Consider the following 14,617-nt stretch of genomic DNA (forward strand, 5'->3'; position numbering starts at 1 on the left):
GGCCGGGCCGAGCACCGGCCGAACGGACATGGTGTCGAACGGGGCGGTTCTGATGATTGACGTGATCGTTGCCGGCAGTGGACCGACCGGCTTGATGCTGGCCGGCGAGCTGCGGCTGCACGGCGTGCGGGTGTTCGTCGTGGACAAGGAGACGGAGCCGACCGAGCAGTCCCGCGCACAGGGGCTGCACGCGCGCAGCGTCGAGGTGATGGACCAGCGCGGCCTGCTGGAGCGGTTCCTCCCGCTCGGCCGGAAGTTCACCGTCGGCGGTTTCTTCGCCGGCCTCGGCACCTCCTGGCCCGAGGGGCTGGACACCGCGCACTCCTACGTCCTGGCCATCCCGCAGGAGGTCACCGAGCGACTGCTGGCCGAGCACGCCACCGAGGCCGGTGCGGAGATCCGGCGCGGCTGCGAACTCGTCGGGCTGAGCCAGGACGAGCACGGGGTGACCGTCGAGCTGGCCGACCGCAGCGCGGACGGAGCCGCGGACGGCCGGGGACGCACCCGGCTGCGCGCGCGGTACGTCGTCGGCTGCGACGGCGGCCGGAGCACGGTGCGCAAGCTGCTCGGTGTCGGCTTCCCCGGTGAGCCCTCCCGGGTCGAGACGCTGCTGGGCGTGATGGCGGCGGACGCGCCGGCCGAGACGGTGGCCACCGTGGTGGCCGAGGTCCGCAAGACCCAGCTGCGGTTCGGCCTCGGGCCCATGCCGGACGGGCTGTACCGGGTCGTGGTGCCCGCCGAGGGGGTCGCCGAGGACCGGACGGCCGCGCCGACCCTGGAGGAGTTCAAGCAGCAGCTGCGGGCGTACGCCGGCACCGACTTCGGCGTCCACTCGCCGCGCTGGCTCTCCCGCTTCGGCGACGCCACCCGGCTGGCCGAGCGCTACCGGGTCGACCGGGTGCTGCTCGCCGGGGACGCGGCGCACATCCACCCGCCGACCGGCGGCCAGGGCCTCAACCTGGGCGTGCAGGACGCCTTCAACCTCGGCTGGAAGCTGGCGGCCGAGATCAACGGCTGGGCGCCGCAGGGGCTGCTGGACAGCTACCACGAGGAGCGGCATCCGGTGGCCGCCGAGGTGCTGGAGAACACCCGGGCGCAGATCCAGCTGATGTCGACCGAGCCCGGCCCCCGGGCCGTGCGCCGGCTGCTGGCGGAGCTGATGGAGTTCGAGGAGGTCAACCACCACCTGATCGAGAAGATCACCGGGATCGCCGTCCGCTACGACTTCGGCGAGGGGCACCGGCTGCTCGGCCGGCGGATGCGGGACCTCGCGCTGAAGCGGGGGCGCCTCTACGGCCTGATGCACACCGGCCGGGGCCTGCTGCTCGACCGGACCGGCCGGCTCTCGGTGGAAGGCTGGGCGGACCGGGTCGACCACGTCGTCGACGGCAGCGAGGAGCTGGACGTGCCGGCGGTGCTGCTGCGGCCGGACGGTCACGTGGCCTGGGCCGGCGACGACCGGCGGGAGCTGCTCGGCGTGCTCCCCCGGTGGTTCGGCGCCCCGACCGGCTGAGCGGGTCCGCGCCGGGGCCGCCGGCCCGCCCGGGCGTCATGGGCCATCAGGAAATCGGACATTCCCTCCACTATTGTCTGATTCTGGTTGACCACCCGGTGGGCGGGGCGGCCCCCGAGCCGGCCCGCCCGCACGGTGACCCTGCCCGTGACACCGAGGAGGGGCCATGCCGCAGACCGCGCAGCACCCGGCGTCCTACCCGTACCGGACCGTCCGGGAGGACGTGCGCGTCCCGCTGGCGGACGGGGTCGAGCTGCACGCCAGGATCTGGCGCCCGGTGACCGAGGAGGCCGTGCCCGCCCTGCTGGAGTACCTGCCCGGCCGGCTCGGCGACGGGACGGCGGCCCGCGACACCGAGCGCCACCCCTGGTACGCCGGGCACGGCTACGCCTCCGTCCGGGTCGACGTCCGGGGCCACGGCAACTCCGGCGGGCTGCCCGGCGAGGAGTACTCGGCGCAGGAGCTCGCGGACGGCGTCGCCGTCGTCGGGTGGCTGGCCGCGCGGCCCTGGTGCAGCGGGAGCGTCGGGATGTTCGGCCTGGCCAGGGGCGGCTCCACCGCCCTGCGGATCGCCGCGCTGGCACCGCCCGCGCTCAAGGCCGTGGTCGCCGTCTGCGCCGACGACGGCCGGCGGGACGGCGAGGCCCACCACCTGGGCGGAGCGCTGCTCGCCGCCGGCACCCACGCCCGGTCCGCCGGCCTGCTGTCCCTGGCCGCCTGCCCGCCCGACCCGCGGTACGTCGGCGAGGACTGGCGCCGGATGTGGCTGGACCGGCTGGCCGCCCTCGAACCCCCCGTCCACTCCTGGCTCACCCACCGCACCGGCGGGCAGCCCCCGCCCCCGGGCCCGGACGGTCCCGAGTACCGCGCGATCGAGGCCGCCGTGCTCGCCGTGGCCGGCTGGGCGGCCCCCGGCCGGGACACCGTGCTCCGGCTGGTCGAGCAGCTGGCCGCCCCCGTCCGCGGCCTGATCGGCCCCTGGGCGCAGCAGTACCCCGACCAGGGCCTGCCGCCCGGCCCCGCGATCGGCTTCCTGCAGGAGACCCTGCGCTGGTGGGACCACTGGCTCAAGGGCACCGACACCGGGGTGCTCGCCGAGCCGGCGCTGCGCAGCTGGATCGACGGGTCCGGGCCGCCCGCCGGGGACGGGGACCGGCCGGGCCGCTGGTGCGGCGAGGAGTCCTGGCCCTCCCCCGACGTCCGCGAGATCCACTACGGCCTGGACACCGCGCTGCGCACCGCCGGTACCGCCTCCGAGGACCGCTTCGTCCATGTCCGCTCCCCGCAGCACACCGGGGTGGACGCCGGGAGCCCGCACCCGGCCGGCAGCGCCGCCGACCTGCCGCCCGACCAGCGGGAGGAGGACGGCCGCTCGGTCTGCTTCGACTCCACGCCGCTCCCCGAGCCGGTGGAGATCCTCGGCCGGCCCGCGCTGCGGCTGCGGCTGCGCGGCCGGGGCCCCCGCGGACAGGTGGTGGCCCGGCTCTGCGACGTCGCGCCGGACGGCACCTCGGCACTGATCACCCGCGGCGTGCTCGCCCTCGCCCCCGGCCGGGACGGCGGCCCGCCGCCCGCGGGCGCGCCCGGCGGCGGCCCGGACGCCACGGTGGACGTCACCGTCGACCTGGCCGGCACCGGGTACGCCGTGCCGCCCGGCCACCACCTGCGCCTCGCGCTGTCCTCCGCCTACTGGCCGTGGATCTGGCCGCAGCCCCAGGACGAGGGCTTCGACCTGGACCCGTCCCGCAGCGCCCTGACCCTCCCCGTCCGCCACCTCGCCGCCGACGCGGGCAGCGCGCCGGTCGCCTTCGGACCGCCCGAGCAGGCCGCGCCGCCGGACGTCCGTCGCCCCGAACCGCTGACCAGCCGCCCGGAGCGCCTGGTGATCAGGGACGTCGCCACCGGCGAGTGGCGCCTGGAGCTGGACCCGGGCTTCGGCGGCCCGCTGATCCATCCCGACGGCCTGGTCCACGAGGAACGGACCGTCGAGGCGTACCGGATCCTCTCCGGCGACCCGCTCGGCGCCGGCGCCCGCACCGACCGGACCGTCCGGCTGGAGCGACCGGACATCGGCTGGGACGTCACCGTCCGGACCCGCTCCCGGCTCGACTGCGACGCCACCCACCTCATCGCCCGCAACCAGGTGAGCGTGCTGGAGGCCGGCTCGGTGGTGTTCAGCCGGGAGTGGGAGCGCCGGGTGCCCCGCGAGGCGCCCTGACGCCGACGGGCCGGCCCCGCAAGGGTGGGGGCCGGCCCGCGCGCCGTCACGGCAGCGGGTAGGAGCCCGCCGGTACGTCCGTGGTCCTGGCGTTGCCGCCGACCACCGCTTGCAGGCTGAGTGTCCAGGTGCTCCAGCGGATCTCGGAGGACGTCCGGGTGGTCTTGAAGTCCAACGGCTCGTCGAACTTGCTGAAGTCGCAGTCCTGGGTGAAGGCCTTGGCGGCAGGATCCCAGTCGGAGCCGCCCGCGAAGAAGACCTCGTAGGTGCCGTCCTCGATGCCCTTGAACTTCGCGGTCTGGCCCTTCCCGACGTAGATCGAGTGGACCGACTTGCCGTCCTTGGCGAGCGAGAGCACCGCGTCGCCGCTGCCGCCGTTCTCGATGCTCAGCTCGCCCCGGCCGTCGAGGCTGCCCTCGCGGACCATGGCGCCGTTGTCGAGCGCCCGCTGCTGCAGCTGGCCGGTCGGCGGCACGGTCAGGCTCGCCGGGTAGCCGGCCGCGGCCAGGGTCGCCAGCGCCGCCGGAATGGTCGTCAGCGCCTCGGCCTGGCCGAAACGGGCGAGGGCGGAGCCGGTCGCGCAGTACTTGCCGCTGTGGATCTCCTCCTGGACCGTGTCGATGTGGGCACTCAGTGCCTTCAGCGCCGCCACCAGCTGCCCGTGCGCGGCGGAGACGGCCGTCGGCTCGGTGGCCATGTTCAGGCCGGCGCCCGCCAGTACGGCCTTGGAGCTGACCTCCTTGAGGGCCGCCCCCAGCGCGATGAGGTCGGCGGCCTGCGGCAGCTTCGCGAGTTCGACGTCCAGCGGCCCGATCCACCTGGCCAGGACCGGCCCGTACGGGGTCGGGGTCGGCGTCGGGACGGGTGGCGGCGTGGCGGAGGGCGGCGCGGCGGCCGTCCGCACGGCGCCGGGGCCGGAGCCCGTCGAGCCGCCGCTGCAGCCGGCCAGCACCAGGGCCGCCGAGGCCAGCAGGGCGGCGGCGGCCAGCGCGCGCGGGGTGCTCCGGGTACGGATCGGCGGAGTGGTCGTGGTGGTTCCCGGCGTGCTGCCCGCGGCCGCGCCCGGCGCGGTCCTCGCGATCAGGTCCGGCGTACTGGTCGACGTCCCGCGTGTTTCGGCCAAGACAGGCCCCCCGTTGCCTTGTTGGTGCTGATCCCCGTCATGATGGTCCCGGGCCGCGCGATACCGGTCAACTCGATTCCGCCGGACCGGCGGGGCGCTCGGGGGCAGCACCGGGAGTGCGAGGGGCGCGCACCGGGGCGCGCGTACGGGTCCACTACGATCAGGGAGTGTTCAGGCTCACCGGACTCCCGTTGCAGATCATCGCCGTCGTCGCGGCGATCGCCGTGTTCGCCGCCACCATGTGGCTCTGGCCGAGATTCGGCGGCCGGACCTGGAAGGACTGGCTCGGCCGGATCGGCGCCTTCCTCGCCACCCAGCTCGCCGTCCTGGTCGCGATGGGCCTCATCGCCAACGGCTACTTCGGCTTCTACAGCTCCTGGAGCGACCTGCTCGGCTCCGACGGCGGTCCCGGCACCGTGGTCGACCACCGGCCGAACGCCGCCGTGGCCGTGATGGGTGAACAGCGGGTCTACTCCGCCCAGGGATCGGTGCGGGACCGCTCGGGCCTGATCCAGAAGATCGACGTGCACGGGGCCGCCACCGGCCTGCGCAGCGAGGCGTACGTCTACCTGCCGCCGCAGTACTTCCAGCCCCAGTACGCCAAGCACGCCTTCCCGATGGCACTGGTGCTGGCCGGCTACCCCGGCTCGGCCGAGAAGCTCATCACGCTGATGCAGTACCCGGCCTCCACCCTGCAGGCCATCGAGCAGAAGAAGCTCCCGCCGACCGTCCTGGTGCTGATGCGCCCGACCATCGCCGGCAACCGGGACACCGAGTGCATGGACGTCCCCGGCGGCCCGCAGGTCGAGACCTTCTTCACCGCCGACCTGCCGAAGGCGCTCGCCACCACCTACCGGCTCTCCGCCGACCCCGGTGCGCGGGCCGTGATCGGCAACTCCACCGGCGGCTACTGCGCGTTGAAGTTCGCCCTGCGCAAGCCCGACGCGTACCGCTCGGCGATCTCGCTGTCCGGCTACTACACGGCGCCGATCGACCAGACCACCGGCGACCTGTTCGCCGGGGACGACCGGCTCAAGCAGGAGAACGACCTGCTCTGGCGGCTCCGGAACAAGCCGGCCGCCCCGGTCGCCCTGCTGCTGGCCACCAGCTACGACGAGAACAACTACCAGGAGACCCAGGCCATGGTGGGCGCGTTCAAGGCCCCCACCATGCTCTCCACCATCACCCTGGACACCGGCGGCCACAACTTCCACACCTGGACGCGGGAGATCCCGCCCGCCCTGGAGTGGCTCGGCAAGCACCTGACGGTCCCCCAGGAGGCGTAGGGCCTTCGCCGGACCGGCGGGCCCCGGCGGGCTCCGGACACCCCGCCGCATGATCGTGGCAAGATCACAGACCGCTCATAGCCGGGTCTCATGATGCTCTCAGCCGCCCGGCCGAGCGTATCCCCATGACCACGACCAGTTCCTTCCCTCCGACCAGCGACCCGTGGCCCGAGGCTGCGAACTACCCGCCGCCGCAGGCCCCGGCGAGCGCCACGGTCGACCCGATCTTCCCGCCCGCCGCCCTGCCGCCGCGCGGCCCGAAGGGTCCGGCGTCCTGGGGCGGGCGCCTGCGCACGCTGCCGGCCCGCGCCTGGCGCGGACGCGCGGACGACCCGCGGTGGGCCAGGCCGGCCCTGCTGGGCCTGCTGGCGGCGACGGCCGTCCTCTACTTCTGGAACCTGAGCGCCTCCGGCTGGGCGAACTCCTTCTACTCCGCCGCCGTCCAGGCCGGCAGCCAGAGCTGGAAGGCCTTCTTCTACGGCTCCTCGGACGCCGCGAACTTCATCACCGTCGACAAGCCGCCGATGTCGCTCTGGCCGATGGCCCTCTCGGTGCGGATCTTCGGCCTCAGCTCGTGGGCGATCCTGGCCCCGCAGGTGCTGATGGCGGTCGCCACCGTCGGCACGGTGTACGCGGCGGTGCGCCGGCGCTTCTCCCCGCTGGGCGGCCTGGTGGCCGGCGGCGCGCTGGCCCTCACCCCCGTCGCGGCGCTGATGTTCCGGTTCAACAACCCGGACGCGCTGCTGGTGCTGCTGCTCACCCTGGCCGCGTACGGCGTGCTGCGGGCCACCGAGACGGCGAGCACCCGCTGGATGGTCTTCACCGGCGTGATGTTCGGCTTCGGGTTCCTCACCAAGACCCTGCAGGCCTTCCTGGTGCTGCCGGCCTTCGCCCTGATCTACCTGGTGATCGCCCCGACCGGCCTCGGCCGCCGGGTGCGGCAACTGCTCCTCGGCGCGCTGGCGATGGTCGTCTCGGCCGGCTGGTGGGTGGCGGTCGTGCAGCTCGTCCCAGCGGCCGACCGGCCGTACATCGGCGGCTCGCAGGACAACAGCTTCCTCTCGGTGACCTTCGGCTACAACGGCTTCGGCCGGATCACCGGCAACGAGACCGGCAGCGTCGGTGGCGGTGGCGGTGGTGGCGGCGGTGCGGGCGGCGGGGGCGGCATGTGGGGCAGCACCGGCATCACCCGGCTCTTCGACGGCGACATCGGCGGCCAGATCGCCTGGCTGATGCCGGCCGCGCTGATCCTGCTGGTCCTCGGCCTCTGGGCGACCCGGCGCTTCCCGCGGACCGACAGCGCCCGGGCGGCCTTCCTGGTCTGGGGCGGCTGGCTGGTCTGCACCGCGCTGACCTTCAGCTTCATGTCCGGGATCTTCCACCAGTACTACACGGTGGCGCTGGTCCCCGCGGTCGCCGCCCTGGTGGGCATGGGCGTGGACGGCCTCTGGCGGGTCCGGCACCGGCTGCCCCACGCGGCGGTGCTGAGCGCGACCCTCGCCGTCACCGCGGTCTGGTCGTACGTCCTGCTCGGGCGCAGCTCGGACTTCCTGCCCTGGCTGCGCTGGGCGGTGCTGGTCGGCGGACTCGCCGCGGCCGCGGCCCTGCTGCTGGCTGGCCGGCTGACGGCCCGGCTGGCCGCGGTGACCGGGCTGGTCGGCCTGGCGGCGGCGCTGGGCGGCCCGGCGGCGTACGCGGTGGACACGGTGTCCACCGGGCACTCGGGCTCGATCGTGACGGCCGGACCGCAGGTGCAGGGCGGGGGCTTCGGCCCCGGCGGCGGGCGCGGCGGCTTCGGCGGGCGCGGAGGCGCCCTGGAGTTCCCGGGCACGGGCCAGCGGCAGGGGCAGCTCGGCCAGGGCCGGAACGGCTTCCCCGGGACGGGGCAGGGCCAGAACGCCCCGGGCCTGCCCGGCCAGGGACAGAACGGGCAGGGCCAGAACGGCCAGGCACTGCCGGGCGGTCAGAACGGCCTCCCCGGGATGCCGCCGGGCGGCTTCGGCGGGCGGGGCGGCGGTACGGGCGGCGGGGGCGGCATGGGCGGTCTGCTGAACGGCGCCCGGGTCGACAGCGAGCTCGCGGCGCTGCTGAAGCAGGACGCCGACCGGTACACCTGGGTCGCGGCGGCGGTGGGCTCGCAGAACCAGGCCAGCTACCAGCTGGCCTCCGGCGAGCCGGTGATGGCCCTCGGCGGCTTCAACGGCACCGACCCCTCGCTGACCCTCAGCGCCTTCCAGCAGTACGTGAACGAGGGGCGGATCCACTACTTCATCGGTGGCGGCATGGGCGGCTGGACGGGCGGCACCACCGCCGCGGCCGACGCCGGGAACGGGACCGCCGGCGCGGCGGGTACGGCCGGCGCGGCGGGCGCCACCGGCGGCGCCATGGCGGGCGGCATGCCGGGCGGCATGGCGGGCGGCGGCATGGGCGGCTCGTCGGAGTCCTCGGAGATCGCCACCTGGGTGGCGTCCCACTACACCGCGAAGACCGTCGGCAGCGCGACGATCTACGACCTGACGGCCCCCACCGGCTGACCGGCCCCGCGCGACGGGACTGACGGCCGACCGGGGACGGACGGACGGGACGAGGGTGGGGCGGACCGCGAGAGCGGTCCGCCCCACCCTCCTCGCGATACGATCCGTGCGAGAGAGCAGCACCGATCCGCGCACGAGGGACCTTCACGCAGTGTCCGAGGACCGCACCGCCGCAGCACCCGCCGAGAACCGTCCCGACCTGCGGGCCGACTGCTCGAACTGCTTCGGGCTCTGCTGCGTCGCCCTGCCCTTCGCGGCCTCGGCCGACTTCGCGGTCGGCAAGGAGGCCGGGAAGCCCTGCAAGAACCTGCGGACCGACTTCCGCTGCGGCATCCACAGCCGGCTCCGCCAGGAGGGCTTCCAGGGCTGCACGGTGTACGACTGCTTCGGCGCCGGGCAGCAGGTCTCCCAGGTGACCTTCGGCGGACGTGACTGGCGGCAGGCCCCGGAGACCTCGCGGCAGATGTTCGAGGTGTTCCCGGTCGTCCGGCAGCTCCACGAACTGCTCTGGTACCTGACCGAGGCGCTCACCCTGCCGGCGGCCCGCACGGTGCACGCCGACCTCCGCCGGGCGCTCGACGACACCGGGCGGCTCACCCGGCAGAGCGCCGAGGAGCTCGCCGGGCTGGACGTCGCCGCGCACCGCGGACGCGTCAACGAACTGCTGCTGCGCACCAGCGAACTCGTCCGCGCCACCGCCGGACGCAAGGCCAAGGACCACCGCGGCGCCGACCTGATCGGCGCCCGGCTCCGCAAGGCCGACCTGCGCGGCGCCAACCTGCGCGGCGCCTGTCTGATCGCCGCCGACCTCACCGGCGCCGACCTGCGCGGGGCCGACCTGATCGGCGCCGACTTCCGGGACGCCAGGATCGGCGGCGCCGACCTCACCGGCAGCATCTTCCTGACCCAGGCCCAGCTGAACGCCGCGAAGGGCGACGCCGCCACCCGGCTGCCGGCCGCGCTGACCCGCCCGGCGCACTGGTCCTGACACCGGCACCACCACCGGGCCGGGCACCGGGCACCGGGGCCGTCAGCCCCCGCACTGCTGGAGCATCGCCTTCTTGTCCGCCTCGGTGACGGGCAGGGCGTACTTCAGCGAGACCTGCGCGAAGCGGACGGCGTACGAGCAGCGGACGGCCGGGGCGGCGGGCAGCCAGACCGACGGCCCCGAGTCGCCCTTCGAGGCGTTCTGCTGCCCGTCGGCCGGGACGAGGTTGAGCGGGTCGTTGGCTATCTGCACCCGCTTGGCCTTGTCCCACTTGGCGGCCCCCATCTGCCAGTCGTAGGACAGCGGCATCACGTGGTCTATCTGGATCTTCGACGCCTGCGTCTTGGACCACTTCACGGTCTTGCCGGTGTACGGGTCGTAGATGGTCATCGCGCTCACCGTGCAGTCCGACCCGTCCTTGCGCTCGACCGACCGGCCGTCCCGGGCCAGCAGGTCGTTGCGGGTGTCGCACTTGTTGTGCCCGAGCGCCACCCCGTCGACGTTGTCCGTCCAGGCGGGCCCGAACTGGTCGCGGTCGTAGCCGTCCTTGGGGCCGGCCACCGCCGTCCGCACCTGGGCTATCAGGTCGCGGGCCGCGCCCAGGTCCGCCGCCGAAGTGATCGGCGCCAGACCGGGCTTGGTGCCGTCCGGGTTCTGCAGCGGGCTGGTGCCGCGGCCGCCGGACGGGGCACTGTCGCCGGAGCTGGTCGGGTCGCCGGTGCACCCCGCCAGCGCCAGGGCGGAGAGCAGCAGGGCGGCGGTCGTGGACAGGGCGCGGCGGCGGGCGGGCACGGTGGACTCCCGGGTCGGGTCGGCGGGTGACGGCGCACCAGCAGACCAGCCGCCTCACGCCCGGTCAAGCGTTCGGGACGGGGCGCGCCGCCGTCATGTCGAACCTCACATTCCGCATCGGTGGTTGCTCCGGGAGCCAAAGGTCCGTCGCCCGCCCGGGTCAGGCCGGCCGCGGCCCGCCGGCGGTCCCGGTCAACTCGGCGGCGACCGCGGCCAGCACCTCCGCCACCGGCGTGGCCCGCACCCCGAACGCCCGCTCGGTCCGGGTGGAGTCCAGCACGAACGGCTGGTGGGTGAGGTAGCGCATCTCGGCCACCTCGCCCAGGAGGGCTGCGTCGAGGGCGAGTTCGGCCAGCTCCCGGTCGCTGATCGCGGTCAGCCGGGGCGCGGGCGCGCCGGCCGCTGCGGCCAGTCGGGCGGCCAGCTCGCGGGCGGAGAGCGTGGCGAAGCTGGGCACGTGCCAGACCTCGCCCCAGCCGGTGCCGGCCCGGGCCACCGCGACCAGGGTGCGGGCCACGTCCACCGGCGCGGCCCAGCTGTGCGGCGCGTCCAGGTCGGCGTAGTAGGCGGCGGGTTCGCCGGCGGCCAGCTGCCGGCCGGCCATCAGCAGGAACAGCGACTGCGCGCCCGGACCGAAGTAGCTGCCCGCCCGAACCTCCGTCGCCCGGACCGGGCCGGCCCGGTGCGCGGCCAGCGCGTCCGCCCAGATCGCGGCCCGCAGCTCGCCCTTGACGCTGGTCGGCGCCGGGGGCCGCGACTCGGTGACCGGCCCGTCCACCGGCCCGTAGGCGTAGACGTTGCCGAGCATCACGTACCCGGCGCCGGTCCGCCGGGCGGCGGTGAGCAGCGACGCGGCCAGCGGCGGGAACTCCTGCTTCCAGCGGTCGTAGGGCGGCGCCGCGCAGTTGACCAGGGCGGCCGCGCCCTCGACCAGCGCGGTGAGGCGGTCCGGGTCGGTGGCGTCGGCGGCGACCCGTTCGATCCCGGGGTGGACCGGCCCCGAGCCGCCCCGGGTGATCAGCCGGACGCTCTCTCCCTCCTCGGCCAGCAGGCGGGCGGTGGCGGTGCCGGTCGATCCGGCGCCGAGGACGACGTAGCGGGACATGGCTCTCCAGGAAGCTGGTGCGAAAGGGGAGTTGTGCGCAGGGACGGGACCGCCCAGGGTCGGCGCCAGGGTCGGGGCGGCGCCAGGGTCGGGGCGGCGCCAGGTCGGGGCCGGCCGCCGCGGGGAGCGCGGCGGTGCGCCGGGCGGTCCTGGACGGTTCCACTCTGCGGCCGCGCGCCGGTGTGGAACAGTGGCCGTGCTGCCACGGATCCGGAGGTTCTGGCCATGCATCGGATCGCCGTGGTGGCCGTCCCCCCGGTCACGGCCTTCGACCTGTCCATCCCCGAACTCGTCTTCGGCGCGGCCGAGGTGGCGGGCGGCCCGGCCTACGAGGTGCTGGTCTGCGCCCCCGACCCGGGGCCGGTGGAGACGATGGGCAGCCTGCGGGTGGTCGTCCCGAACGGGCTGGACGTGCTGGCCGGCGCTGACACCGTGATGGTGACCGGGTCCGGCTCACGGGCCGACGCGGACCCCCGGGTGCTGACGGCCCTACGGGCGGCGGCCGGGCGGGGCGCGCGGATCGCGTCGATCTGCACCGGCGCCTTCGTACTGGCCCAGGCGGGGCTGCTGGACGGGCGCAGCGCCACCACCTACTGGGTGCAGGCGGGGGCGCTCGGCCACCGCTTCCCCGCGGTCCGGGTCCTGCCGGACGTCCTGTTCGTCGAGGACGGGCCGGTGCTCACCTCCGCCGGGCTGACCGCCGGCATCGACCTCTGCCTGCACATGGTGCGGGCGGACCACGGCGCCGCGGTGGCCAACGCGGTGGCCCGGCTGACGGTCGTGTCGGCGGTGCGGCACGGCGGGCAGGAGCAGTCGGTGGGCCGGCCGGTGGCGGCGGCCGGCGGCAGTTCGCTGGCGGAGACCAGGAGCTGGGCGCTGGACCGCCTGGACCGCCCGCTGTCCTCGGCGGAGCTGGCCGCGCACGCCGGGGTCAGTGTCCGCACCCTGCACCGGCGGTTCCTGGCCGAGGCCGGGGTCAGCCCGCTGCAGTGGCTGCTGACCCAGCGGATCGAACGGGCCCGGGAGCTGCTGGAGTCGACGGACCTGTCGGTGGAACAGGTCGCCGGCCGGAGCGGCCTGGGCGGGGCGGACTCGCTGCGACGGCACCTGGTCCAGCGGGTCGGGCTGACCCCGCGCGCCTACCGGGCGAAGTTCGCCCGGGCGGCCGGCCGGCCGTCCTGAGACGGGCGGCCGTCGCGACCGGCACCTGAGGCGGACGGCCGTCGCGGCCGACCCCGCCCGGCCACCGGGGCGCCGCGCGGGCGCCGCGCGGGCGGCGGCGGGTACGCCCGCCGTGCGGACGGTCAGCCGCCGATGGCCGACATCGGGCGGTCCGGCTGGACGAAGTCGGCGGAGTTGATGTCGTGCCCCGGCCCCTTGCGGGCGATGGTGCGGCGCCAGGCCGCCTCGATCCCCGCGTCCTCGGCCCCGCCGCGCAGCAGCGCCCTCAGGTCGGACTCGGTGGTCGCGAACAGGCAGTTGCGCAGCTGGCCGTCGGCGGTGAGCCGGACCCGGTCGCAGCCCCCGCAGAACGGCCGGGTGACGGAGGCGATCACGCCGATCACGGTGTCGCCGCCGGCGATCCGCCACTCCTCGGCCGGCGCGTTGCCGTGCCGGCCGACCGGGACGAGGTCCCAGCGGGCGCCGAGGATCTCCAGCAGCTCGTCCGCGGTGATCATCTTGTCGCGGTCCCAGGCACCCTGGGCGTCCAGCGGCATCGACTCGATGAAGCGCATCCGGTAGCCGTGCCGGGCCGCGAACTCGACCAGCTCGACGATCTCGTCGTCGTTGACCCCGCGTACCGGGACGGCGTTCACCTTGACCGGGGCCAGCCCGGCGGCGTGCGCGGCGGCGAGGCCGGCCAGCACGTCGGCGATCCGGTCCCGGCGGGTGATCTCGGCGTACCGGTCGGCCCGCAGGGTGTCGAGGCTGACGTTCACCCGGTGCAGGCCGGCCTGCTTCAGCGCGACCGCCGTCCGGGCCAGGCCGATCCCGTTGGTGGTGAGCGAGATCTCGGGGCCCAGTTCGGTCAGCCGGGCCACCAGGTCGGGCAGTCCGCGCCGCAGCAGCGGCTCGCCGCCGGTCAGCCGGACGGAGGTGATGCCCAGGCGCCGCACCGCGATCCGCACCAGCCGGACGACCTCGTCGTCGCTGAGCACCTCGGCCTTGGGGAGCCAGTCGAGGCCCTCGGCCGGCATGCAGTACGTGCAGCGCAGGTTGCAGCGGTCGGTGAGGGAAACCCGCAGGTCGGTGTGGACCCGGCCGAAGCGGTCGACCAGCGGGGGAGGTGCGGTGTCCATCGACCCAGTACAGGCGCAGCACCCCGGAAGATCCAGCGGCGGAAGACCCTGGTTGCCGCCGCGACCTGCGGGATCGTGTTGTGCATTCGTACAACTGCGCGGTCCTGGACGGGCGGGCAAGCTGGGCGCATGGAAGATCAGCCGTTGCGGCCCGTCGCCGCCCTGGTGCTGGCCGCCGGGGGCGGCCGCCGGCTCGGGGGCCGGCCGAAGGCGCTGCTCCGCTACCGGGACCGGCCGCTGGTCGAGCACGCGGTCGGGGTGGTCCGGGCGGGCGGCTGCGGCCCGGTGACGGTGGTGCTGGGGGCGGCGCGCGAGCAGGTCAGGGCCGAGGCCCGGCTGCCCGAATGCCGCCTTGTCGACAATCCCGACTGGGAGAGCGGCATGGGCTCCTCGCTGCGCGCCGGGCTGGCCGCGCTGGACCCGGGCGCCTCCGCCGTCCTGGTGATGCTGGTGGACACCCCCGGCGTCACCCCCGCGGCCGTGGCCCGGCTGCTCGCCGCCCACCGCGCCGGGTCCGACCTCGCGGCCGCCGGGTACCAGGGCCGGCGCGGGCACCCGGTGCTGATCGGTGCCCGCCACTTCGCCGAGGCCGCCGCCGGCGCCACCGGTGACGCGGGGGCCCGGGCGCTGCTGGCCGCGCACGCGGCCGCGATCACCCTGGTGGAGTGCGCCGACGTGGCCGTCCCCGACGACCTCGACACCCCGGCGGACCTCGCCCGCTGGACGTCCGCGCCCTAGCACCGCCTGCGGGCCGTGAT

Annotated in this window: 11 protein-coding genes; 7 read left to right on the forward strand and 4 right to left on the reverse strand. The window is 75.4% G+C overall.

Annotated elements, in window-relative coordinates:
• Window positions 1–52: 52 nt before the first annotated feature.
• Complete coding sequence (gene rox, locus J2S46_RS10525) at window positions 53–1,513, forward strand: rifampin monooxygenase (protein WP_191290458.1); 1,461 nt, start codon at window positions 53–55, stop codon at window positions 1,511–1,513.
• 166 nt (window positions 1,514–1,679) lie between these two features.
• Window positions 1,680–3,731 (forward strand): CocE/NonD family hydrolase, encoded by a 2,052-nt coding sequence (locus J2S46_RS10530; protein ID WP_191290457.1) that lies wholly within the window; start codon window positions 1,680–1,682, stop codon window positions 3,729–3,731.
• Window positions 3,732–3,777: 46 nt separating this feature from the next.
• Here the strand turns inward: J2S46_RS10530 and J2S46_RS10535 are convergent, their stop codons facing one another.
• Window positions 3,778–4,854 (reverse strand): hypothetical protein, encoded by a 1,077-nt coding sequence (locus J2S46_RS10535; protein WP_191290456.1) that lies wholly within the window; start codon window positions 4,852–4,854, stop codon window positions 3,778–3,780.
• A gap of 167 nt (window positions 4,855–5,021) precedes the next feature.
• Here J2S46_RS10535 and J2S46_RS10540 point away from each other — a divergent pair, with 167 nt between their 5' ends.
• From J2S46_RS10540 to J2S46_RS10550, 3 genes are all read left to right on the forward strand, one after another.
• Window positions 5,022–6,140 (forward strand): alpha/beta hydrolase, encoded by a 1,119-nt coding sequence (locus tag J2S46_RS10540; protein WP_229912789.1) that lies wholly within the window; start codon window positions 5,022–5,024, stop codon window positions 6,138–6,140.
• 125 nt (window positions 6,141–6,265) lie between these two features.
• Window positions 6,266–8,674, forward strand: coding sequence for a glycosyltransferase family 39 protein (locus tag J2S46_RS10545; RefSeq protein ID WP_191290455.1), 2,409 nt, complete (start codon window positions 6,266–6,268; stop codon window positions 8,672–8,674).
• Between the two features lie 151 nt (window positions 8,675–8,825).
• Window positions 8,826–9,662 (forward strand): pentapeptide repeat-containing protein, encoded by an 837-nt coding sequence (locus J2S46_RS10550; RefSeq protein WP_191290454.1) that lies wholly within the window; start codon window positions 8,826–8,828, stop codon window positions 9,660–9,662.
• A gap of 42 nt (window positions 9,663–9,704) precedes the next feature.
• Here J2S46_RS10550 and J2S46_RS10555 read toward each other — a convergent pair whose 3' ends face one another.
• Window positions 9,705–10,454: an HNH endonuclease family protein gene (locus J2S46_RS10555; RefSeq protein ID WP_191290453.1), complete on the reverse strand. Its 750-nt coding sequence runs from the start codon at window positions 10,452–10,454 to the stop codon at window positions 9,705–9,707.
• Window positions 10,455–10,614: 160 nt separating this feature from the next.
• Window positions 10,615–11,559 carry an NAD-dependent epimerase/dehydratase family protein gene (locus J2S46_RS10560; protein WP_191290452.1) on the reverse strand — a complete coding sequence of 315 codons (945 nt, stop codon included), beginning with the start codon at window positions 11,557–11,559 and terminating at the stop codon, window positions 10,615–10,617.
• A gap of 225 nt (window positions 11,560–11,784) precedes the next feature.
• Between J2S46_RS10560 and J2S46_RS10565 the strand changes: the two genes are divergently transcribed.
• A complete protein-coding gene (locus tag J2S46_RS10565) occupies window positions 11,785–12,741 on the forward strand; it encodes a GlxA family transcriptional regulator (RefSeq protein WP_191290451.1) in 957 nt (318 codons plus the stop codon).
• 122 nt (window positions 12,742–12,863) lie between these two features.
• Here J2S46_RS10565 and moaA read toward each other — a convergent pair whose 3' ends face one another.
• Window positions 12,864–13,859, reverse strand: coding sequence for a GTP 3',8-cyclase MoaA (moaA, locus tag J2S46_RS10570; protein ID WP_191290450.1), 996 nt, complete (start codon window positions 13,857–13,859; stop codon window positions 12,864–12,866).
• 129 nt (window positions 13,860–13,988) lie between these two features.
• Between moaA and J2S46_RS10575 the strand changes: the two genes are divergently transcribed.
• Window positions 13,989–14,597, forward strand: coding sequence for a nucleotidyltransferase family protein (locus J2S46_RS10575; RefSeq protein WP_191290449.1), 609 nt, complete (start codon window positions 13,989–13,991; stop codon window positions 14,595–14,597).
• The last annotated feature ends 20 nt before the right edge of the window (window positions 14,598–14,617 follow it).

Origin of the sequence: Kitasatospora herbaricolor (assembly GCF_030813695.1) — a bacterium.
Lineage (GTDB): Bacteria > Actinomycetota > Actinomycetes > Streptomycetales > Streptomycetaceae > Kitasatospora > Kitasatospora herbaricolor.

Coding starts and splice junctions, on each gene's coding strand:
- J2S46_RS10575 (WP_191290449.1), top strand. CDS start 13,989: ATGGAAGATCAGCCGTTGCGGCCCGTCGCCGCCCTGGTGCTGGCCGCC.
- moaA (WP_191290450.1), bottom strand. CDS start 13,859: ATGGACACCGCACCTCCCCCGCTGGTCGACCGCTTCGGCCGGGTCCAC.
- J2S46_RS10545 (WP_191290455.1), top strand. CDS start 6,266: ATGACCACGACCAGTTCCTTCCCTCCGACCAGCGACCCGTGGCCCGAG.
- J2S46_RS10560 (WP_191290452.1), bottom strand. CDS start 11,559: ATGTCCCGCTACGTCGTCCTCGGCGCCGGATCGACCGGCACCGCCACC.
- J2S46_RS10565 (WP_191290451.1), top strand. CDS start 11,785: ATGCATCGGATCGCCGTGGTGGCCGTCCCCCCGGTCACGGCCTTCGAC.
- J2S46_RS10530 (WP_191290457.1), top strand. CDS start 1,680: ATGCCGCAGACCGCGCAGCACCCGGCGTCCTACCCGTACCGGACCGTC.
- rox (WP_191290458.1), top strand. CDS start 53: ATGATTGACGTGATCGTTGCCGGCAGTGGACCGACCGGCTTGATGCTG.